The organism is Marinactinospora thermotolerans DSM 45154, from assembly GCF_900167435.1.
GTDB classification, from domain to species: Bacteria; Actinomycetota; Actinomycetes; order Streptosporangiales; family Streptosporangiaceae; genus Marinactinospora; species Marinactinospora thermotolerans.
The window spans coordinates 209,420-230,629 of sequence record NZ_FUWS01000007.1 but is presented as its reverse complement, the minus strand read 5'-3'; the positions used below and the strand labels follow the sequence as shown (position 1 = coordinate 230,629).

Genomic DNA, 21,210 nt, shown 5'->3' with positions numbered 1-21,210 from the left:
AGAGAACGCGGAGGCCGCGGAAGAGGGCGGTGACCCGTATGGGGATGACCAGCGCCCCATCGGACACCGCCGTATGGCATGACCCTACCGCCGCGACGCGGCCACCCGGGTTGCGGTGGGGGGACACCGCGCGCAACGTCCTGTTCCTCCGGTGACGCATGACCTGCCGCTGCCTCCAGGGGCTCCGCCGCGCGCCAGGACGAGGCCGCGGCCGGTGGAACGCCAACGCGAGGATCCCCGCCGGGCGAGGGGCGCGAGAGGGGAGGCCATGGAGGCCGGTGGGGAACGTCCCGGCCCGCTCGGCGAACCCGGGACAGGGACCTTCGGTCACGGAAGAGGCGAGGCCGCACGGGCCGTCCCCTTACGGCGGGGTGCCCTCCTGGGGAAGGGCGACGGAAGAGTCTTCGAGGCGGGCCTCCCCGGGGCCGCGGGCCCCCTGCACCGCGGCTGCCTTCCGGGACGGACGGCACCCGCGGACCCGGCGCCCCCTGGCGGGGGAGCCCCCTCGCCTGTTCACGACTCGGCCGGATCGTCGTCCAGGTAGGGGTGGAACGGGACGATCTCCTCCCGGTCGGGCCGGAACCAGGAGCGCAGCGCCGGAGCGCCGGCCTCCAGGTCCAGGTCGGAACCGTCCGGTTCGGGGAGGTCGAGGCTGGTCGAGTACAGCCGTTCGTGGTCGAGGTCCTCGAACGCCGACTCGGTGAACGCCGCGAACATGTCCAAGACGGTCTCCTCCTCCATGCCGGCCAGGTCGATGAGCGCCGTCTTGGCGTTCTCGACGAGCAGGCGCAGGGCCAGCGCCTCGGCGGTGCAGGTGGGGGGAATCCAACGGGACGCGGTGAGCCGGGTGAACACGTTCGCCGAGGCGATGAGGAAGCGCTTGGCGAACCAGGCGTCGTAGTGGTGCCGGTAGCGGTCGGGGAGGTCGTGCAGGACCAGCATCGACTCGCAGTCGTCGGCGGTCGCCTCGGTCCCCTCCGGGGCCTCCCCGGCGTCCTCCTCCAGGTAGGTGATGTCGACGAACAGCTCCTCGGTCAGCACGGCGGCCCCCTCGACGAGGGCGCCCGCGGCCAGCGCGACGTCGGTCGCGCTGGGAGTCCTCCCGCGCTCCACCGCGCCCTCGTCCCCGGAGACGTGTCCGAACGCGCCCGCGTCGAAGGCGCGCAATCGGGTACCGCGCCGCAACAGCCGGCGCCGTTGCGCGGCGATCTCCTCCTCGGGCATGCCCGAAGGGCCTTCGCGGGAGGCCCCGAAGGACCGCTCCTCGCCGGCGACGGCCTCGGCGAGCTCCTCGTCGGTCACGGTCACCTCGCACTTGCCCACGGTCCATTCGGCGAGGGCACCGGTCCGTTCCAGGATCTCGTGCAGCAGCGCGACCGCGCCGTTCTCGGCGAAGGACAGCGCCGGCGCGTCGACGAGCAGGCGCACCGTCGCGCCAGTGCCGTGCACGGTGATCTCGTGGTCGTAGGGGGTGATCTCGACCCCGTCGGGGCCCTCCACCGTCGCGACCCGCTCAAGCCACTCCGACAGCAGCGCGGTCGCCCCGTGACGCTGCAGCTCGTCGAGCTCACCGGTCCCCGAGGGCGGGGCCAGTTCGGCGGTGAGACGGTACTCCACGGACAACTCCCAACACGACAACGAAGTACTGGGCATTAGAGCACGTTGTGCGGTCGCCCGCGCGTCCCCGCCCCGCCACGGGGTCCCGGGTCACCCTCGGCCGGGGGCGTGGGCGAGGAGAGGAGCGACCGTCACCGGCGCGGGCGGGGGAGGAAAGGGCTGGGCCGGCCGTGCCAGCTCACGTACAGCGATTCGCGGGCGCGGGTGCAGGCCACGTAGAGCAGGGACCGCTGGGCCGCCAGGTCGGCCTCGTGCTGGTGCTCGTCGACCTCGAGGGGGGTCACGTGGTCCATCCGCGGCAGTGCCTCGGCGGTGACGCCGACCACCGCGACCGCGCGGAACTCCAACCCCTTCACCCCGTGCATGGTCGTGACCCGGACGGTGCCCGTGGTGTCGGTGACGGCGTGCTCGCGCGGGTTGAACACCGCGACGGGCAGTCCGTGTTCGCGCAGGCGGCGTACGACGGTGTCGCGGATCCGCTTGGTGCGCGCCGTGACGCAGACGTCGCCCGGCGCGATGCCCGAGGACAGCCACCCCTGGACCCGCCGGGCCAGCGCGTCGAGCTCGGCGGTCTCGTCGGCCGCGCCGTACAGTTCGGGCGGGTGCCCACGCAGCACCGAACGGGTCGCACCGGAGGGTTCGGGGGTCGTCTCGCCGAGCTCGTCGATGCGCTGGCCGCGCAGGATCTCCCCGGCCCAGGTGAGGATCTCGGTCGTGGTGCGGTAGTTCACCCGCAACGGGTAGGAACGGCCGACGATCCCGATGCCCAGCTGTTTGAACGAGACGACGCTGTCGTAGATGCGCTGCCGGTTGTCCCCCGCGATGAACATGTCGTTGGGCCCGGGATCCACGGCGGCGCGCAGCGTCCGCCACTGCGCGGGGTGCAGGTCCTGCGCCTCGTCCACCACGACGTTGGTGTAGGGGCGTTCAGGGCGTGCCCGCAGGATCCGGGCGGCCTCCGCGTGCAGTTCCAGCGCCGGCAGCCGCCTGGTCTGGCGCATCACGGCGCGCGCGTCGGAGATGGCGTGCCACACGTCGCGCCGCTGGTCGGTGGTGAGGGGGGTGCTGCGGCCGCGCCGCGCGTCGGGGTCGAGGTAGCCCTCCAGCGTCGTGATCTCCTGGGCCATGACGACGTGCCGGTACTCCTGGTAGACGAAGTCCGCGGGCCAGGGCAGCTCGTGCTTGCGCGCCACGTTGGCGAACAGGCCCCGCGTGTCCGAGCGCAGCCGGATGTCGGGGTGCTCGTCCTTGACGACGTCCAGCGCCAGCTTGTCGGCGGTGATGACGTCGACGTCGTCGATCAGCTCACCGGGCAGCAGCAGCGCGAGGTTGCGTTTGAGCGACTCCACGAGCGCGTTGGTGAAGCTGGTGAGCAGGACCCGCCCGCCCAACGGGAGGTGCTCGGTGAGGTGCTTGACCCGGTGCAGCGCGACCACGGTCTTCCCGGTGCCCGGCCCGCCCGACACCTTCGCCGGACCGTTGAACCGGGGCCGGTAGGCCAGTTCCCGTTGTTTGGGGTGCAGGTAGACGCGCCAGGCGTTGAACTCGCCGGCCAGGACGTCCTCGATCTCCTGGTCGTCCTCGACGAGGACGACGCGGTCACGGGTGTTGCGGATCGCGCTGTCGTAGTCGTCGGCGGCCACGGCGCCCACGACGGGCTGCCGCGGCTGGACGACCTCGCGCATCACCCGTTCGACCGAGTGGCCCTGGGCGAGCTCGGTGAGCACCTCGTACTGGTCCTGCGGCAGCGCCGGACCCCAATCGCGCAGTTCTGCCGGATCGCCGATGGAACGGCAGAAGTCGAGGATCTCCTCGTCGATCCCCAGGCGTTTCAGGTCGTGGTCGCTGACGTGGTCGAACAGGCCACGGTCGGAGTGGTGATGGACGTCGGCCCGGTTCACGGGCTCACGGAGGGGCGAACGCTGGAGCGCGGTGGCGTCACGGCGCTCCAGCGTGCCCATGACGGTGTTGACGTCGTGGCGCTGGTCGCCGGCCCACTCCTCGGCGCTCTCGCGTGGGAGCAGGTGCACCAGCAGGAACGTCTCACCGGATTCGGGGGCCAGCATGACACCGGTCCACGAGTCGCTGATTCGAAATGTTCGGATCCGGGGGTCCTGTCCCGCGGGGAGCGACCTGATGCGCAGGTCGGGGTGGGCCAGCAGGGCCTGCAGGGGGAGTTCCCGGAACTTGCGCGTCGCGGCGAGTAACCGTTCCCGGGTGGGCCGGTCGAGCTTGTCGTATTGGGGGAGGCACGTCGCGTCGATGGCAAGCTGGGGCATGAGCCTCCTTCGCTACGGGCGCGTGTCTCGCGGGGGAGCCCGTCCTGCGGTGTCTCCCGGAATGTCTTCCCTTGATCTTGTAACGGCTGGTGCTGACAAAACGACCGGTACCGGCCAACCTCGATGTCCCCCGTCCTGGCTTTTCCCGAAGGGGAATCCTCTCCTCGTCGCAGAACTGAAAGGGGCGCGGTGGCAAGGCAGGGGTTCGGTGGTCTGCTGACCGATGAGCAGTGGCGGCGGATGGTGCGCTCGGGAACTCCTCGGCGTCACGCCGCCGGCCAGGTGATCATGCGGCAGGGGGATCCCGGTGGGAGCGTCCATCTCCTCGTCGAGGGACGGGTGAAGGTGACCCTGATACGTCCGGACGGCGAAGAGGTCATGCTGATCATGCGCACCGTGGGCGAGGCGCTGGGAGAGATGTCTGTGATATCAGGTCGGCCCAGAACCGCCACGGTCACGTCGGTCGGTCCTTCCCAGACACGGATGCTGACAGAGGAACGGTTCCGCGACTTCATCCGAAGCATGGAGCTCGAACCCCCGCTGCTACGTCATCTCGTCGAACGGCAGAACGAGAGCGATCTGCTGCGAGCCGAGCAGGTGACGCTTCCGGCGGGCCGACGCCTTGCCGCGGCGCTGTTGAGGTTGTCCCGACTGTCCGGGGAACCGATTGAGCCCGGGCTCGGCGGCCCTCAAGGGGAGGGGGGACGGGGGGTCCTGTTGAGGCTGGGGCTGTCCCAGCGCGAGCTCGGCGAGTCCATCGGCCTGTCGCGTACCTCGGTCGCCGTCGAATTCACCCGTCTGAGGGAGATCGGCTTGATCCGCACGGGCCGGCAGTACGTGGCCGTCCTCGATGTCGAGCGACTCCGGCAGTTGGCGGAAGGCGACGTGGTGCTGTGACCCGAGTGGCGGGCGTCACTTTTGGTGCCTGTGTTCGATTCTGAACACAGGCCTTTGGCGGTCGGGCCCACTGTTGGACCGGGCGGGCGTTCCCTTCCCGCCCATATGCCACGGCAGTGAGCTCAGGAGGCCCCTTGTCCATTCGGCCACGCCCACAGCGCACCAGCATTGTGCTACCGCCCTACCGGGCCGTCCTCGCGGTCGACACGCAGAAGTACACCCGTCATTCCGGTTACCACCAGCAGATCCTCAGCAGGACGGTGCAGAGCGTCCTGGAGGACGCCTGCCGACGCGCGGAACTCGGCGAACTCTGGGAGAACCGCCGTTTTCCCCAGAGCACGGGGGACGGCTACGTCTTTGGTGCGGAACCCGAGAAGATGCCCTTCCTGGTCCATCCCTTCCTGCACCACCTCCAAGAGGCCCTGGAAGACGTCCAACCGGACCTCGCCGCCCATGACCGGGAGCTGCGGCTGAGGCTGCGGGTGAGCGTCCATGTCGGTCCGCTGCCGGACAGCCGCGGCGAGGACCCCTTCGACGGGATCGGACCGGCGATGAACGACACCCACCGTCTCCTCGACTCCGATCCGGTGCGAACCGAACTGGCCGGTTCGGATCCCGAGATCACCATGCTCGTCGCGATCGTGTCCCGGCGCGTCTATGAGGACGCGGTGCTGAGCCGCTTCGTCGGCCTCAACCCACGTCGGTTCCGGCCGGTGCGCGCGACCGTTCCGGAGAAGGAGTACGACGCCGAGGGGTACCTCTACGTCCCCAGCCCCTCGCTGCGCCCCGACCTGGCGGAGGCGGAACAGGGCGGTGTGCCTGGTGCTCGGGGCAACGGTCTTTCCTCCCCCGAACGGGAGAGCGGCGGTGCGCACACGGTCAACCAGCTCAACGGCGAGAACCACGGCCAGCTCATCCAGGGAGGCACCGTCCACGGCGGCGTCCACGGGACCTTCGGAAAGGCCGGCGCATGAACGCCATGCACGTTCCTGCCGGAGACGCTCTCCAAAGCCGGGCTCCTGGGAAGGTCCATAACGAGTTCACCGGAACAGCGGAGCTGGTTGTCCAAGCCGGCGCCATCAACGGCGACCTTAACCTCATGCTGCACGTCGCCGAGATGATCGAAACCGGCCTGCTGGGACCCGAGGCCCTGAGCCAGTTGCGTACGGTCTTCGTGCCACCACTCGACTACTTCGACTTCGTGGACGGAGTTCGGAAAAGCAGGGTGGGGGCGGTGGTCGCCGAGTCGGGAACCGGGCGCTGGACGACCGCGGTCATGACCTTGGCCGAGGTGGGGTTCCCGGTCAACCATGTCGCGTTCGACGAAGGTGATGAGGACTGGAGTCTCGCGCGGCTCCCCTGCGGCAAGCGGCAGGGATACCTACTCGACCTCTCCGAATACGGACCCCTCACCGATCAGCACCGCAGGACCCTGCGCGGGTACGCGCAGAAGATCCGTGACTGTGATTCTGTGGTGGTCTTCATCGCCAAACCGGAGCAGTGGCCACACGAGGAGATCCTCGATGCCCAGGTGTTCTCACTGAAGCCACCTCGTTCTTTCCAGGTCTTTGAACGGCACCTCCAGGCGCGTATCACCGATGTCGAAGTACAGCGTTGGAGGGAGCAGACAGATGTCTCGGCCGTACTGGACGCTGTGGGACCCGCTGACGCCGCTCGTCTCGCCCGCCTCGCAAGTGAGGTATGGGAGCAGAGTGGGGGCGATCCACAGAAGTGGATCGGTGACACGCTCGCGGCGTTCGGCGACTGGAAGAATGAGCTGAAGTCCTGGTTCGCTAAGAGAACCGATGAGCAGGGTGTTCACGACCGGGTGCTCATCACTGCCATCGCGCTGTTGGAGAACGAGGTTGCTGGCGAAGTGCTCATCGCAGCGGAGCAGCTGGCCGAAAGTCTCCAGGTCCCGCCGGCCGATCCGACCGGGATCTCCGGTCCCGGTCTGGAAGAGACACTCAAGCGCGTGGACGCCACAGCGGGGGATGACCTTCGGGTCCGCTTTCCGCGCGTCGCCTATGGCGAGGCCGTGTTGGAATACCTGTGGCGTAACCACCCAAGAGTCAGAACCTCCCTGCTGGAGTGGAGCGCCGACCTCGCCAAGGGAAGATCCCCTGTGCGGAGGCGAGACCTTGCGGCACGCTGGGTCAGGTTCGCGATCAGAAACCGTGATCCCGAGCCCTTGGTGAGGTTGTTCGAGGAGTGGTCTGGGACTCCACAGACTCAGGCGGAGGCTATCGGGATCGCGGCGTTGGCGGTCATGGATCGCCAGCTTGGCCGTGGGATGCGCAGCCGTCTCTACGCTCTTGCCCAGAACCCTGGGACGACGACCAGAGCCATCGCGGTCGCCGCGGTCTGCGCCGAGTATGGGCGGGCTTATCCAGGCAATGCTATGACCAGGCTGCAATGGCTGGCCGACATGGACGATGACGACGTCCGTGAAGCCGTGCTCAGCGCGGTGCGACGGCTCGCGGAAGATCCGACATCCCAGAGTGATGTCATGTCCCGGCTCGTTGCCTGGGTCGGCGACGAGCGTGGTCGCGGCCGGGTACGAACCGCGCGCAGGGCGATGAGCAGGGTGCTCGCCTCCCGGAACGAGTCGGGTGTCCCCCTCCTCCTCGACGACCATTCCGCTCTCGAACCGGTTCTGCTAGCTAAAGCGTGGCAATCGGTTCTCGACGTTGATCATCGAGAGCTGGCGGCACCGGCTGTGGCCGCCTGGTTGGAAGCGGTGGTGAGGGATCGAACCGACGCAAGAAAGGTGGCGGACATTCTGGCCACGGCTACCTACGGGGATCTGAGCCGCACGGTCGCCGCGATTGGGTTCATCGTGGAGTGGCAGCGTGGCATCGGCGCCGTGGATGCCAGGGTGACCGAGATCCAACAGCGCATTCTCTCGGGGGACCCCTTGAGAAAGCCGCAAGGTGAACACTGATGTTCAGCCACATCCCCACCTGGGACATGTTTGCGGTGGGTAGGCGGCGTGGACAGGAAACACCTCGTGCGCGGAGATCGTTCGAAGCGAGGCTGCCCAGTCGGTTCCAAGCGATGCATTTTACTGCGGAGTTCAGGCTGTTTCTGCCAGGCCCGAGAGAAGGGGAGGGAGGGGAGGAATGGCTATTCTCCCTACAGGAGGAAATCCGAGAGACTGCGGCCAGGATCAGCGTGCAATACTCGCTGATCGACCACGGCAGCGCTGGGAACGCGCTCAACAGGTATTTCACCCGCTTTACCGGTGGACCTCCTGGGATGAGCGTGGATGTCATCCTATGTCCTCCCAATGAGGCGGACCTGGCCCGGACCCGTGAGCGGGAGCTCGTGGACTTCGACGCTGATATGGCGGCAGCTCGCCATGCGGAGATGGTGGGTGCTCTACGGAATCTGCGCGCAGACGTGTTCGCCGACCCTGTACTGGCGAGGCTGTGGTGGCTGCGGGAACATCCCGACCAGGTCGAACGTCTGCCGCAGGTAGGCGCCGCGCTCGACGATGTCGTTGGGCATGTCGATCCTTCCACGGGAGACGACCAGATCGCCCGGGTCGGTGGTCTCTTCCTGGGACTGATGCGGGAGCTGCCCGGCCAGGAACGGGAGTACCTCGTTCGTAGCCTGGCCGGATGGTTGGGACGGGCGTTCCACGCCTGTGGAAGGCCGGAGCTGGGGAACGAGCTGGCCGAGATCGCGGAGGGGGGAGCTCACTTCTCGTCTGGAACATGATCCGTCCCTCACCTTCAGAGGGGGAGCCGTGGGGACCTGGCGGCTCCCCCGGCGCCTCCCGGCCGCCGGAGACGGCCGCGTTGTGGGCAAAGGAACACGGGTCGCTCCTGTCCCGCGCGTCCCTGTCACGTTAGAAAGTGCTGTCGCGGTGGAAGCCGCACCTGGAGGCCGGACCGTGACAGGTGCCGCCTCTAGAGGAGCAGTGCCCATGACTTTCGCGTGGTGAGGAGAACGCCCATGAAGGCGGTCGTCTACGACAGATACGGCGGACCCGAGGTCCTGCGCGTGGCCGAGGTGCCCGACCCCAAGGTCGGACCCGACTCGGTGCTGATCCGGCTGAGGGCGACCTCGGTCAACCCGGTCGACTGGAAGGTGCGCGAGGGCTACCTGGACGGTCTTTTGGACGCCTTCTTCCCGGTGATCCCGGGATGGGACGTCGCCGGGGTCGTCGAGCAGCCCGGCCCGGCGGTTTCGGAGTTCGCCCCCGGCGACGAGGTGATCGGCTACGCGCGCGAGGACGTCGTGCGTCGCGGCACCTACGCGCAGAAGATCGCGGCCCCGGTGCGCGCGCTCGCCCGCAAGCCGCGCAACCTCAGCTGGGCCCAGGCGGCGAGCCTGCCGCTGGTCGGGTTGACCGCCTACCAGGCGTTGGTGCACCACCTCAAGGTGGGCGCCGGCGACGTGCTGCTCGTCCACGCCGCCGCCGGCGGCGTGGGCTCCGTGGCGGTGCAGATCGCCCGTTCCCGCGGGGCCCGGGTCATCGGCACGGCCTCCGAACGCAACCACGACTTCCTGCGTTCCCTGGGCGCCGAGCCGGTCGCCTACGGTGACGGGCTGGTGGAGCGGGTCCGTGAGCTCGTGCCAGAGGGGGTGACGGCGGTGTTCGACACCATCGGAGGCGAAGCGTTGAAGGCGACGCCGGAGCTGACCGCACCGGGGGCGAGGGTCGCCTCGGTCGTGGAGACCTCGGTCACCGATCTCGGGGGCGACTACGTCTTCGTCCGCCCCGACAGCGCCGATCTCACCGCGCTGGTGGAGCTGGTCGAGGCGGGGAAGCTGACGGTGGAGGTGTCCGAGGTCTTCCCGTTGGAGGAGGCCGCCGAGGCGCAGCGCCGTAACGCGGAGGGCCACACCCGAGGCAAGATCGCCATCGAGATCGACTGAGCCTCACGGCCTCGCGCCGCCGTCCCGAAAACCGGGAATTCCGGTGTGGTTCGCCGACCGAGGGTGGACACGGAGGCGGACACGGCCCAAACATAGGGGCCCAACAGATACGGGGATCCGGCCCGCCCAGCGGGAGCCGGTGCCGTGGACGGAGGGTTCCGGGCATGGACGAGGAGAAGGGGGAACGGCAGGTCGCCGTTCCCGCCCCCTCCACCGCGCGCAGGGCGGTCGGCGGGGTCGGCGCGGTCGTCTTCCTCGCCGTGGCGGTCACCCTGCAAATGGCCCCTGACCTGCTCGAAGGTCTCGACCGGGCCGTCGTGTGGGGGGTCGGGGTCCTCGGCGCGATCGCGACCACGGCGGCGACGCTGATCGTCGAACGGAGGCTGTCGGCGGGCCCCGGCGGGCGGGCCCTCCCGTCTTCGGCGGGCCGTCCCCCCGCCGAACTCCCGCCCTACAGCCGGCGTTTCACCGGCCGTGAGGAGATCATGGCCGAACTGCGCGCCCGCTTCCGGCGCTTCCCGCGCAGCGGTGTGCGCCGCCTGCTGGCCCGTCCCGCGGGACGCCAGGAGCGCGCGGCCCGCAGGGCGCCCCTGGTGATCGTCGTGACCGGCGCCCCGGGGACCGGCAAGACGCAGCTCGTCACCCAGATCGCGCACGAGGTCGCCGACCGCTTCCCCGACGGCGACCGTTGGGTGGAGCTGTTCGGCGATCGGGCCCACGACGCCCAGGGGGAACTGGAACCCGAGGAGCCCCAGCCGTCGCAGTGGCCCGCCATGGCGTCACCGCGCGCGGTCCTGGCCCGTGCCGGGCTGTTGCGTCGGGGAACCGCCTCGCCCGGTGACGGCGCGCCGACCGCCCTCCGGCCGGCGCCGCGCCGCCCCGAGCGGGTCTTGGTGGCGCTCCTGGAGTCGTTCGGGCGTACGCCGCGCACCGACGCGCCGCTGCGCGAGCTGAAGACGGCCTGGCGGGCGCTCACCAACACCAGGCGCCTGCTGATCGTCTTGGACAACGCCAAGGACGCCGCCCAGGTCGAGCCGTTGTTGCCCAACGGCGGGCGTTGCGCGGTGCTCGTCACCAGCCGCCGTTCCTTCGCCGACGCGGCCTTCGAGTGCGAGCGCTACGAACTGGACGGGCTGGACGACGGGGAGGGCGTGGCGTTGCTGAACAAGCTGGCGCCCATGCCGCCGGGGGCCGACGAGGAGGAACGGCGGGTACGCGCCCGGATCGTCGCCCGCTGCCACGGACTGCCCCTGGGCATCCGGTTGTGCGGTGGCGTCCTCTCACGGCCCGGCGTCTCCGCCCAGGAGCTGCTGGCCGACCTCGACGACGTGTCGCGCACCCCGCTCCTGCACGCCTCCGGGGGATTCGCGGAGGTGATCGCGCTGAGCCTGCAGCAGTGCCGTCCGCGCGAGCGCCTGCTGCTGCGCCGGGTGGCCGACACCGGTCTGCACGAGTTCGCGGACTGGTCGGCCGCCGCGCTGCTGGAGACGACGAAGGAGGAGGCGCGCGGCCTCATCGACGAGCTGCACGCGCGCTCCCTCGTCGCCTTCCTCGGCCGCGACGAGCTGGGCGTGCGCCGCTACCGCCTGCACGACCTGGTCCGTGACGCGCTTCGGGTGATCGAACCGAGGAGTGTCACCGTCTCGCCCGGGGAACTCGCCTCCTGGTCGCGGCAGGCCACCGAGGAGGCCATGGGACGGCTGCTGACCTGCTACACGTGGCTGGCCGAGCAGGCGGCGCGGGCGATCGGGCGCACCGACGACTTCTCCACGCCCCCCGTCGCCGCGCCCCTGCCGCCCGTGGCGTTGCGGCTGTCCCCGCCCGGCCGCCCGGGGGCCTGGCTCACCCACGAGATCCAGGCGTTGCGGACGTGTCTGCGTCTCGCCGAGGAGTACCGCCGCTGGGAGGACGGGTGGCGGCTGGCCCGCGCGATCGCCGCGATGTGCCAGAACCGGCGCGTCTACTGGCGAGACTGGGAGGAGGCCACCCGGGCCCAGCTGCGCATGGCCTATGAGCTCGGTGACCGGCAGGCCAGCGGCATGGCGCTGCTGGACCGGGCGGAGTTCACCGTCAACCAGGGCGACTACGAGCGGGGAGCCGAGTACGCCCAGACCGCCCAGACCATCTTCGAACAGTTGGGCGAGCCCGATCCGAGGTGGCTGGCCCGCTCCTGGCGGGCGCTCGGCGTCAACCTGCACCGGCGCGGCGACCTCGACGACGGGCTGCGGGAGCTGTCCAACGCCGAGAAGGCGTTCGCGGCGGCGGGGGAGCGCTGGTGGCGGGCGCGCACCCTGTGCAACCTCGCCGACCTGCACAGCCACCAAAGGCGCCACCGTCGCGCCCAGGCGCTGTTGCGCATGGCCTGCACGCTGTTTCGCGCGGAGGAGGACTGGGAGCAGTACAACAAGGCGCGGCTGATGCTGGCCGAGGTGCTGGCCGCGCGGGGACGCCACCTCAACGCCTGGTACATGCTGACCGAGGCCCGGCGCCGCTTCGAGGCCGCGGGGGAGCAGTGGTACGTGGCGCGCTGCCTGCGCGCGATGGGCGAACTGGAGACGGGGGCCCTGCGCGCCCAGTACGACGCCTGCGACCTGGCCCTCAACCCCGCCCGCCGGGCCGAATTCGACCGTAGGGTCCAGGCGCGGGTCGAGAAGGAGAACCTGCGGTTCGGCCCGCAGCCCCAGACCGAGCGCGAGGTGCTGTGGGAGCGCTTCAGCGACGAGCTGCGCCGCCCGGCGCGCCGCTGGCTCGGCGAGTACTGGGCCGTGCGGGAGTTCGAGTTCACCGGTAAGCGGTCCGGCCGCCCGCCGGGATGGCGCTTCTGGCGGGCCGAACGCTCCGTGGAGGAGGAGTGGTCGCAGCGCAACCGGCTGGCGATGCTGGAACGCGCCATCGAGATCCTCGAACGCATCGGCGACGTGTGGGGGGTGTGCCGCACCAAGATGTCGCTGGGCCGGGTTCTCATGTCCGATCGCGACCCGGCCCAGGCCATCCGGCTGATGAGCGAGGCCGCCGAGGGGTTCGCGGGGCTCGGGGACCGTTGGTGGCACGCCCGCGCCCACCGGGTCACCGCCCGCGCCCTTTATGACGCCGGCCACCACCAAGAGGCGTTGGAACCCGCGCGGCTGGCCTATGAGGCCTACCACCACCTGGCCAACCACACCGGCCAGATCCGCGCCCAGACCCTGCTCGGCACGATCCTGCTCGCCAACGGCGACCTGCTCCAGGCGGCCACGCACCTTCGGGGCGCGGTGGGCAAGGCGCGGGCCAACGGTGAGGACTGGCGCGAGATGGAGGCACACCGCCTGCTGCAACGGCTGTTCGGGGACGAACAGGACGAGGCCGCGTGGTCCTCGCCGGCCCCGGGGGCCCGTTAGGGTCGGAGTCCGAAGGCGACGGCCATGACGACGTGCCCTTGAGGAGGACGCCGGTGAGACGAGGATCGTGGGCGGCCCTGGCCGCCGGGACGGGGGCGGCCCTGGCGCTGGCCCCCACGGCGTGGACCTACCTGGCCAGCCGCCGCTACCGGTTCGCGCCGGAGACGGTGCCCCAACGGCCCGTCGCGCTCGTGCTCGGCGCCGCGGCGTGGAACGGGGAACCCTCCCCGCTGCTGGCCCGCCGACTGGACGTCGCGGCGGACCTGCTGCGCTCCGGGCGGACGCGCGCCATCCTCGTCTCCGGCGACAACCGCGCCGTCTCCGGCCACGAGACCGACGTCATGACCCGCTACCTCGTCGAACAGGGGGTGCCGCGGGAGGTGATCGTCGCCGACCCGGCCGGCTACCGCACGTGGGACAGTTGCGTGCGCGCCCGCGACACCTTCGGGGTGCGGGCCGCGGTGGTCGTCACGCAGGCGTTCCACCTGCCCCGGGCGGTCGCGCTGTGCCGGGCCGCCGGGGTGGACGCGGTGGGCGTGGGGGACCCGAGCCTGGGCAGCCGGTCGCGTTCCACGGTCTACGGCTACGCCCGTGAGGTCGGGGCCAACGCCAAGGCGCTGCGCGACGCGCTGCTGCGCGTGCCCCCGGCCCGCGTCCAGGAGCGTGACGGCGTGCTCGAGGACGTACTGCGGCGCGCGGCCTGAGCCGGGGCGCCGCCCAACAGCGGGATCAATCGCGTGGCGCCGCCAGCGCCTCGTCCACGCCCGTTTCGCGGGGCCCCAGGAAGGTCGGGTCGGGGCGCAGCCAGGCGTCCAGCGCCGCCTTGAGCGCGGCGGGGAACTCCCGCAGGTGACCGTAGGCGGTCGCGGTGGGGCGCGCCTCCCAGCTGGCGTCCGCGGCGCCGACGGTGTCGATCCCCGCGGCCCGGCACAGCGCGACCGCCCGGGGCAGGTGGAACGCCTGCGTGACGACCGTGGCGGCCTCGACCCCGAAGATCTCGCGGGCCCGCGCACACGACTCCCAGGTGGAGAAACCCGCGTGATCGCCGACCACCTTCGCCTCGGGCACCCCCGCCGCGACGAGGTAGGCGCGCATCGCGTCGGTCTCGTTGTAGGCGTCGTGGCTGTTGTCGCCGCTGACGAGCAGCGCGTGGACACGCTCGGAGTGGTACAGCCCGGCGGCGATGTCCAGCCGTCGGGCCAGCAGGGTCGTCGGGGTCCCGTCGGCGCGCAGTCCGGCGCCGAGCACGATCGCCACGGGACGTTCCGGCACCTCAGAAGGAACGAAACGGCTGTCGGAGGTGGAGGACCGCACCCACACCATGGGGGCCAGCGCCACCAGGGCGAGGAGGGCCGAAAGGCCCCACAGCGCCCAGCGGCGCGGGACGTTCGTCTTCGCGAGTCTCACACCCTACCGACGTGGACGCCCTCCCCAAGGTTCCCGCGGCCGTCTAGGGTCGTCTCCCATGGACGATCTCTCTCCACGGCTGCGCGCCGTCGCGGACCTGACCGTCGCGAAGATGCGCGAGGAGGCGGGCCGGCACGAGTACGACGGCCGTACGGCCGACCTCTCGCCCGAAGGGGTACGCGCGGGGCTGACCCGCCTGGGGCGGGGCGACACGCTCGACGACCCGCACGACGAGACCCACCTGCGCGCGGTCGAGGACGCGCTGCGCGTGGAGTTCGGGGAACTGGAACTGCACCGCTCCAACCCGATGCCCCACCTGGACGAGCTCGACCTCGCCTGCTACGACAAGCCCTACGCCTCCGAGGCCGAGCGCCGCGCGGCGCGGCTGAGCCACCTCGAACGCTGGCCGGAGACGGTGAGGGCGGCCGTCGAGTCGCTGGACCGGGTGAGCGCCCCCGTCGCCGCGTCGCTTCTGGGGGCCGCGCGCGGCCTCGCCGAGGCCATCCCGGCCGACGCCCCGGAGGGGGTGCGGGAACGCGCCCACACCGCGCACCGGGAGCTCGTCGCCCACCTGGAGCGCGCCGCCGAGACGGGTGACCCGAGCGCGGCGCTGGGCGGTTCGGCCCTGGCCCGCCTCATGGGCGTCAGCGAGGCCGTCGAGGTCGACCTGGGGCGGATGGCCGAGCGCGCCGACCGCGAACGGGACCGGCTGCGCGCACGCCTGGCCGAGTCCGCCGCCCGCATCGATCCGGGGCGCGATCCGCTGGAGCTGGCCCGAGAACTCGTCCGCGACCACCCTGATGCCGCCGGCGTGGTGGAGGCGGCACGGACGTGGACCACGCACGCCGTCGCGTTCACCCGGGAACGCGACCTGGTCCCCTGGCATGACGGCGACTGCCTCGTGGAGACCGCGCCGGCGTCGCGGCGCTGGGCCACGGCCATGATGACCTGGGCCGCGCCGGGCGAGCCGGACGGGCCCAGCTACTACCACATCACCCCGCCCGACCCCGGGTGGCCGCCGGCCGAGGCGGCCGAGTGGCTGGAGATGTTCAGTGCCACGACGCTGCCCGGGATCACCCTCCACGAGGTCGCGCCCGGCCACTTCTCGCACGGCCGCGCGCTGCGCCGGGCCGCCGGACCGGTCCGGCGGACCCTGTTCTCGGCCGCGTTCATCGAGGGGTGGGCGCACTACGCCGAGGAGCTGTGCGTGGAAGAGGGGTTCGGGGCCTACGCCGAGGAGGTCGCGGGCGACAGCGGGTTCTCCGCCGCCCACTTCGAGGTCGGGGTCTGGTTGGAGGCGTTGATCCGGGTCACCCGGCTGGCCGTGGCGCTCGGGGTGCACACGGGCGCGATGACCGTGGAGGAGGCCGCCCGCCGGTTCGCCGCCGACACCCCTCTGGCCGGTCCCGCGGCGCTCGCCGAGGCGCGGCGCGCCACCTTCGACCCGACCTATGGCCGCTACACCTGGGGCAAGCTGGAGATCCTCGACCTGCGTGAGCGCGCGCGACGGCGATGGGGCGCCGACTTCTCGCTCCGCCGCTTCCACACGGCGATGCTCGAACTGGGCTCGCCGCCGCTCGGCCTGTTGGACACGGCGCTGGAACGGGGCTGACCGGCGCGTCCGGGAGGGACGGGGGCGTCCCACCCTCCCGGACCTCGCCGGTTCGCGCCGGCTCAGGAGTTCTGAAGGTCCCGCAGCGCGGTGCGCACGGAGCCGCCGGCCGCCCTGAGCGCCCCGGCCGCGGTGGGGGCGTCGACGTCGGCGAGCAGGCAGACCAGCGCGGTGCGGGTGTCACCGTCGGTGCGGGCCAGGGCCTGGGAGCAGGTCTCCTCGTCCAGGCCGGTGGCCTGGGACAGGATGGTGACCATGCGCCCGCGCAGTTTCGCGTTGGTGGCGTTCACCCCCACCATGAGGTTGGAGTAGGTGTGCCCCAACCGCACCATGACCGCTGTGGAGAAGGCGTTGAGGATCAGTTTCTGCGCGGTCCCGGCCTTCATCCGGGTGGAACCGGCGATGACCTCGGCGCCGGTGTCCGCGCCCACGTGGACGTCGGCCTCGCCGGCCAGGGCGGCGTGGGGGTTGGCGGTGATCAGGACGGTGTGCGCGCCGGCCTCGCGCGCCCGGCGCAGCGCCCCCGCCACGTAGGGGGTGCGTCCGCTCGCGGTGAGCCCGACCGCGAGGTCGCCGGCCGAGAGCCGGGCGGCGTCCTCGCCGCCCAGTTCGGCGTCGTCCTCGCGTCCCTCGACGGCGCGCCCGAGGGCGTCCTCGCCGCCGGCGTGGTGGGCCACGACCCGATCGCCGTCGATTCCGAACGTCGGCGGAAGCTCCGCGGCGTCCATCGTGGCCAGGCGGCCGGAGGTGCCGGCGCCGAAGTAGTGGATGCGCCCCCCGCCCTGGAGCGCCGCGACCCCGAGGTCCACGGCGCGGGCCAGTTCCGGCAGGACGGCGGCGACCGCGCCGGGGACGGTGGCGTCCTCGGCGTTGATCCGGCGCAGCACCTCGATGCTGGGCAGCAGATCGATGTCGAGGGTGGCGCTGTTGCGGCCCTCGGTGGGGACGCGGACGATCTCCACGGGTCCGGTCAGGGCCTCGGGGGCCTCCTCGGCGGCGGTCGCGGGTCGTTGGGTTTCCATGCCGTTCCTTCCTGCCGTGTCCCGTGTCATGAGTTCCGCTCCCGGCTCCGGCGCCGGTCGTCGCGGTCCACCCGCCGTTTGCGCACGGCGTGGTAGGTGGATTCCAGGGCGTCGCGGCTGTCGGTGTAGCGCGTCTGGGCCAGCCCCACGAAGACGCAGTCGATGACGGTGAGTTGGGCGAGGCGGCTGGCGGTGGCACCGGAGCGGAAGGTGGTCTCGCGTGCCGCGGTGGTCAGGATCAGGTCGGAGGTCCGGCTGATCGCCGAACGCGGGAAGTTGGTGATCGCCACGGTGGTCGCCCCGCGCTGCCGCGCCTGCTCGAGCGCGTCGATCGTGTCGATGGTGCCACCGCTGTGGGAGATCCCCACCGCCACGTCCCCCTGCCCGAGCAGCGCGGCGCTGGTCAGCATCACGTGGGCGTCGGACCAGGCATAGGAGACCAGTCCGATGCGGTGCAGTTTCTGTTGGAAGTCGGCCGCGACGAAGGCGCTCGCGCCGACCCCGTAGATGTCGATGCGGCGGGCGCGCGCCAGGGCCTTGATGACGTCGTGCAGCACGCCTATGTCGAGTTGGGCGGCGGTCTCCTCGACGGCGCGGGCGTCGGTGAAGGCGATCTTCTCGACCACCGTCACCAGGGTGTCGTCGGGGTTGATGTCGCCCGCGGGCTCGGGGGCGTCGCCGCGGGCGCCGCGGGCCTGGCCGGCCTCGGTGGCCAGGGTCAAGCGCAGCTCGCGGTAGCCGGTGAAGTCGATCGTGCGGCAGAAGCGGATGACGGTCGCCTCGGAGGTGTCGCAGTCCTTGGCGAGCTGGGTGATCGACGAGGCCGCGACGCTTTCGGGGTCGTCGATGATGCGTTGCGCCACCCGTTGTTCCGCGGGCGCCAGCGAGGGCAGGAGCGACCGGATGCGCAGGACGGTGCTCGGCAGGGGGCGATCGTCACGGGCCGGCGCGGATGGCGCGCCGTCCGTTTGCTTCGCCGTTTTCGACATGTCGGAAAGTTTCCTTCGGGTTGTCGGGGTGAGTCAACGCTCAGCTAAGGAGAATTCGATAATTCGGGGCGTTACACAAGTGGGCACGCACACCACCCGCGATTGCGCCGCACCGGGCGACCGGGCACCCTGATTGCACGCTCACAGCGTGCACACCGGGGGGAACGAGAAGAACGCCCAGCTCATGGGAGCCACATTGGCAGACGTCTCGTTCGAAGTACTCGGGCGGCTCGCCGTCCGGGTCGACGGCACACCGGTCCAGATCCAGGGAAGGAAACGGCGGATCCTGCTGGCGGCGCTGCTGCTGCGGGCCGACCACACGGTACCCGTCGCCGACCTGGTCCGGCGGATGTGGGGCGAGGTCCCGGTGGACGCCTACCGTCCCGCGCTCCAGGTCCACGTCGCCCGGCTGAGGTCGGTTCTCGACGACGCCGGCATGGCCCCGATCATCGCCGGCGGAAGCGACGGCTACCGTGCCGAACTCGCCGGCTACCGGCTCGACCTGGCGCGGATGCGCGCCCTGCTGGCCGCCGCGCGCGAGGCGAGACGGCAGGGCGACCTGCCGGGGGAGAGCGACGCCCTGGCCCAGGCGCTGGGGCTGTGGCGCGGCCCGGTCCTGGCCGAGATCGACTCGGCGGTCCTGCACGAGCACGACGTCACCCGGATCACCGACGAGCTGTTACGCGCCGCGGAGCGCCGGTTCGACGTCGAACTGCTGCTGGGACGCCACGACTCGGCGATCGCCCCCCTGCGCACGCTGGCCACGCTGCACCCCGACCGCGAGGCGGTGGCGCGTCTGTTGATGATCGCGCTGTACCGGAGCGGGCGCCAAAGCGACGCCCTCGACGTCTACGAGCGGACCCGCCGCCACCTCGCGGGCCGTCTCGGCGTCGACCCGGGGCCCGCGCTCCAACGGACCTTCCACGCCATCTTGCGCGGGGACCTGGAGGAACGGACCGTCGTGCCCCGCCCCCGCCCGGCCGATGCGGGCGACGGACGGGAAGGTCCCCCGCCCGCCCAGCTTCCGGCGGCACCTCCGGTCTTCGTCGGGCGACGCGAACAGCTCGCCGAGCTGGATCGCCTGGCCGACGAGGGGAGTGAGGCGAGCCGGGCGCTGGTCAGCGGACCGCCGGGGGCCGGTCGCACCGCGCTGGCCGTGCACTGGGCGCACCGCGTCGCACACCGCTTCCCCGACGGGCAGCTCTACGTCGACCTGCGCGGCCAGAACGGCACCCCGCTGGACCCCGCCGACGTGATGCGCCGCCTCGTGCGCCCGTTCGGTTTCCACGAGGGCCTGCCCGCGGCGGTCGACGAACGGGCCGCGCTGCTGCGGTCGGTGTTCGCGCGCCGGAGACTGCTCATCGTGTTGGACAACGCCTCCTCCGCGGCCCAGGTCCGTCCGCTGTTACCGGGGTCGCCTTCGTGCGCGACGGTCGTGACCAGCGACTTCTGGCTCGCCGACCTCATCGCGCGCGAAGGCGTGCTCACCGTCGCGGTCGGGGAGCTGGCGGGCGATGAGGCCCGAGCGCTCCTGGACCGTCTGGCCGGTGCGCAGCGGACAGCGGCCGAACCCGGGGCGACCGACCGGCTGCTCGACCTGACCGGCCGCCTGCCATTGCCCCTGCGAATGGCGGCGGCCTGGTTGGTCACCCATCCCTCGACGAGGATCGGCGCGCTGGCCGACGCGATCGCCGCCCACCGGGACGCCGACCCCGTCGCGCGGACGGTGGCCGCCCTCGACGGAGACCCCCGCTTCCTGCTGGACCACTCCAGCCGGGAGGGAGGGCGGATCCGGCGGGGCTGAACCCCCCGCCCCACCGGACGCGCCCTCCCGCGTGGGCCGCCCTTTCACCAACGCGGGCGACGACCCACCATGAAACCCCCGCCATGGCGGGCCGTCAGGACCGATGTTCCCGGCCACGCACACCACAGTGACGGATCGAGCTTTCGGGGCGCTGCTGTTTCGCTTACGTTCCGCTTTGTTCGGATCTGCGAAGCGAAGGAAGGGAGAAAGCGGGCCCACGCGGTTACGGCAACCCGAAAACCATGGCCTCGCGGTGGTGGCACCGTGTCGTGGCGGGGCGGTGTGCGGGAACCGATCCTGACCTAGGGTTCCCTCATGAGCGCCGAAGTCGTCATCGGGGTCGATGCGGGGGGCACCTCCACCCGCTGTGCCGTCGCCACCCGGGAGGGGCGGATCCTGGCGCGGGGAAGCGCGGGCGGGGCCAACCAGTACTCCAGTCCGGATCCCGCCGCCGCGCTCGTCGCCGCGCTGCGCGACGCGCTGGCCGGAGCCGGGCGGGTCACGGTCACCGGGGCGGTGTTCGGCATCGCGGGCGCGTCAGGCCCGGGCCGGGCCAGGGCCATGGAGTCGGTGCTCCGGGCCTGGGGCGAGCTGGGTCTCCCGGGAACCCCCCACGTCAGCGACGACATCGCGGTCGCCTTCGCCGCGGGAAGCACCGTTTCCGCGGGGACGGTGCTCATCGCGGGAACCGGCGCGGTTGCCGCGCGGGTCCGCGAGGGGACGGTGACGCGCCGCTGCGACGGACACGGCTGGCTGCTCGGGGACGAGGGGTCGGCGGTGTGGATCGGACTGGCCGGACTGCGCGCGGTGCTGGCGGCGGAGGACGGGAGGCAGGGGGCGACCGTGCTCGCGCAACGCCTGCCGGCGGCCTTGGGGATCGCGCCGGGCGATCCCCAGGCGTTGGTCCGGGCGGTGCACGACCGTCCTCCGGCCCGGTTGGGGGAACTGGCCCCCGAGGTCACCCGGGCCGCGGAGGAGGGCGACCCGCAGGCCCTGCGGATCACGGTGGAGGCGGCCGGACGGTTGCTGGCCGCCCTTGAGGCGGTCGCCCCCCGGCCCGCGGAGCCGTTGGTGCTGGCGGGGTCGGTGCTGGGAGAGGGACCGGTGGCCCGCGAGGTGCGGGCGGCCGTCGAGCGTCGCTTCGGCGTCACGCCGATCCACGCCGGCGAGGGGGTGCTCGGGGCGTTGGGACTCGCCCTGCGCCGTTGCGGCGCCGGCGAGGAGGCGCACGCGGCGCTGTTGGAGGCGTGAGGGTTCCCGCGGTAAATGTGATGTACCTCATTCCGCGAGGGTGGGTGTCGTCGTGACACCGTGGTGAC

General features: G+C 71.6%; 15 protein-coding genes. 10 read left to right on the top strand and 5 right to left on the bottom strand.

The features are described 5' to 3' along the window. Positions 1 to 513 precede the first annotated feature (513 nt). Together B5D66_RS14505 and B5D66_RS14500 are read right to left on the bottom strand one after the other, a co-directional pair. Positions 514 to 1,653 carry a hypothetical protein gene (locus tag B5D66_RS14505; protein WP_144390131.1) on the bottom strand — a complete coding sequence of 380 codons (1,140 nt, stop codon included), beginning with the start codon at positions 1,651 to 1,653 and terminating at the stop codon, positions 514 to 516. Positions 1,654 to 1,748: 95 nt separating this feature from the next. Beyond that, positions 1,749 to 3,896 carry a 3'-5' exonuclease gene (locus tag B5D66_RS14500; RefSeq protein ID WP_078762260.1) on the bottom strand — a complete coding sequence of 716 codons (2,148 nt, stop codon included), beginning with the start codon at positions 3,894 to 3,896 and terminating at the stop codon, positions 1,749 to 1,751. A gap of 189 nt (positions 3,897 to 4,085) precedes the next feature. On the opposite strand from B5D66_RS14500, the gene B5D66_RS14495 reads away from it, so the two are divergent. The 7 genes from B5D66_RS14495 (at position 4,086) to B5D66_RS14465 (ending at position 13,761) form a co-directional block, all read left to right on the top strand. Further along, positions 4,086 to 4,793, top strand: a complete 708-nt coding sequence (locus B5D66_RS14495) for a Crp/Fnr family transcriptional regulator (RefSeq protein WP_078762259.1) — start codon at positions 4,086 to 4,088, stop codon at positions 4,791 to 4,793. Positions 4,794 to 4,927: 134 nt separating this feature from the next. Next, on the top strand, positions 4,928 to 5,767 hold the full coding sequence (locus tag B5D66_RS14490) for a hypothetical protein (protein ID WP_078762258.1): 840 nt from the start codon (positions 4,928 to 4,930) through the stop codon (positions 5,765 to 5,767). After that, the gene (locus B5D66_RS14485; RefSeq protein WP_144390130.1) at positions 5,764 to 7,737 is read left to right on the top strand and encodes a hypothetical protein; all 1,974 of its coding nucleotides are present in this window, start codon (positions 5,764 to 5,766) and stop codon (positions 7,735 to 7,737) included. The genes B5D66_RS14490 and B5D66_RS14485 overlap by 4 nt, the downstream gene beginning before the upstream one ends. Further along, the gene (locus B5D66_RS14480; protein WP_078762256.1) at positions 7,737 to 8,516 is read left to right on the top strand and encodes a hypothetical protein; all 780 of its coding nucleotides are present in this window, start codon (positions 7,737 to 7,739) and stop codon (positions 8,514 to 8,516) included. The genes B5D66_RS14485 and B5D66_RS14480 overlap by 1 nt, the downstream gene beginning before the upstream one ends. Positions 8,517 to 8,753: 237 nt before the next feature. After that, on the top strand, positions 8,754 to 9,680 hold the full coding sequence (locus tag B5D66_RS14475) for an NADP-dependent oxidoreductase (RefSeq protein ID WP_078762255.1): 927 nt from the start codon (positions 8,754 to 8,756) through the stop codon (positions 9,678 to 9,680). A 164-nt stretch (positions 9,681 to 9,844) separates the two neighbouring features. After that, a complete protein-coding gene (locus B5D66_RS14470; RefSeq protein ID WP_078762254.1) occupies positions 9,845 to 13,057 on the top strand; it encodes a tetratricopeptide repeat protein in 3,213 nt (1,070 codons plus the stop codon). 53 nt (positions 13,058 to 13,110) lie between these two features. Beyond that, a complete protein-coding gene (locus B5D66_RS14465) occupies positions 13,111 to 13,761 on the top strand; it encodes a SanA/YdcF family protein (RefSeq protein ID WP_078762253.1) in 651 nt (216 codons plus the stop codon). A gap of 25 nt (positions 13,762 to 13,786) precedes the next feature. Here B5D66_RS14465 and B5D66_RS14460 read toward each other — a convergent pair whose 3' ends face one another. Beyond that, complete coding sequence (locus B5D66_RS14460; RefSeq protein WP_078762358.1) at positions 13,787 to 14,380, bottom strand: SanA/YdcF family protein; 594 nt, start codon at positions 14,378 to 14,380, stop codon at positions 13,787 to 13,789. 142 nt (positions 14,381 to 14,522) lie between these two features. Between B5D66_RS14460 and B5D66_RS14455 the strand changes: the two genes are divergently transcribed. Further along, complete coding sequence (locus B5D66_RS14455) at positions 14,523 to 16,076, top strand: DUF885 family protein (protein WP_078762252.1); 1,554 nt, start codon at positions 14,523 to 14,525, stop codon at positions 16,074 to 16,076. 62 nt (positions 16,077 to 16,138) lie between these two features. Here the strand turns inward: B5D66_RS14455 and murQ are convergent, their stop codons facing one another. Together murQ and B5D66_RS14445 are read right to left on the bottom strand one after the other, a co-directional pair. After that, positions 16,139 to 17,098: an N-acetylmuramic acid 6-phosphate etherase gene (murQ, locus tag B5D66_RS14450; protein WP_078762251.1), complete on the bottom strand. Its 960-nt coding sequence runs from the start codon at positions 17,096 to 17,098 to the stop codon at positions 16,139 to 16,141. 26 nt (positions 17,099 to 17,124) lie between these two features. After that, positions 17,125 to 18,087 (bottom strand): MurR/RpiR family transcriptional regulator, encoded by a 963-nt coding sequence (locus B5D66_RS14445; protein ID WP_078762250.1) that lies wholly within the window; start codon positions 18,085 to 18,087, stop codon positions 17,125 to 17,127. Positions 18,088 to 18,235: 148 nt separating this feature from the next. On the opposite strand from B5D66_RS14445, the gene B5D66_RS14440 reads away from it, so the two are divergent. Both B5D66_RS14440 and B5D66_RS14435 read left to right on the top strand, forming a co-directional pair. Continuing rightward, on the top strand, positions 18,236 to 19,891 hold the full coding sequence (locus B5D66_RS14440; protein ID WP_144390129.1) for an AfsR/SARP family transcriptional regulator: 1,656 nt from the start codon (positions 18,236 to 18,238) through the stop codon (positions 19,889 to 19,891). A 315-nt stretch (positions 19,892 to 20,206) separates the two neighbouring features. Beyond that, a complete protein-coding gene (locus B5D66_RS14435) occupies positions 20,207 to 21,142 on the top strand; it encodes an N-acetylglucosamine kinase (protein ID WP_078762248.1) in 936 nt (311 codons plus the stop codon). Positions 21,143 to 21,210 lie beyond the last annotated feature (68 nt).

What these genes read in the sequence shown, in the direction of transcription:
- B5D66_RS14460 (WP_078762358.1), bottom strand. Translation starts at nt 14,380, where the DNA reads ATGGTGTGGGTGCGGTCCTCCACCTCCGACAGCCGTTTCGTTCCTTCT.
- B5D66_RS14480 (WP_078762256.1), top strand. Translation starts at nt 7,737, where the DNA reads ATGTTCAGCCACATCCCCACCTGGGACATGTTTGCGGTGGGTAGGCGG.
- B5D66_RS14500 (WP_078762260.1), bottom strand. Translation starts at nt 3,896, where the DNA reads ATGCCCCAGCTTGCCATCGACGCGACGTGCCTCCCCCAATACGACAAG.
- B5D66_RS14475 (WP_078762255.1), top strand. Translation starts at nt 8,754, where the DNA reads ATGAAGGCGGTCGTCTACGACAGATACGGCGGACCCGAGGTCCTGCGC.
- murQ (WP_078762251.1), bottom strand. Translation starts at nt 17,098, where the DNA reads ATGGAAACCCAACGACCCGCGACCGCCGCCGAGGAGGCCCCCGAGGCC.
- B5D66_RS14435 (WP_078762248.1), top strand. Translation starts at nt 20,207, where the DNA reads ATGAGCGCCGAAGTCGTCATCGGGGTCGATGCGGGGGGCACCTCCACC.
- B5D66_RS14485 (WP_144390130.1), top strand. Translation starts at nt 5,764, where the DNA reads ATGAACGCCATGCACGTTCCTGCCGGAGACGCTCTCCAAAGCCGGGCT.
- B5D66_RS14470 (WP_078762254.1), top strand. Translation starts at nt 9,845, where the DNA reads ATGGACGAGGAGAAGGGGGAACGGCAGGTCGCCGTTCCCGCCCCCTCC.
- B5D66_RS14455 (WP_078762252.1), top strand. Translation starts at nt 14,523, where the DNA reads ATGGACGATCTCTCTCCACGGCTGCGCGCCGTCGCGGACCTGACCGTC.
- B5D66_RS14505 (WP_144390131.1), bottom strand. Translation starts at nt 1,653, where the DNA reads ATGCCCAGTACTTCGTTGTCGTGTTGGGAGTTGTCCGTGGAGTACCGT.
- B5D66_RS14445 (WP_078762250.1), bottom strand. Translation starts at nt 18,087, where the DNA reads ATGTCGAAAACGGCGAAGCAAACGGACGGCGCGCCATCCGCGCCGGCC.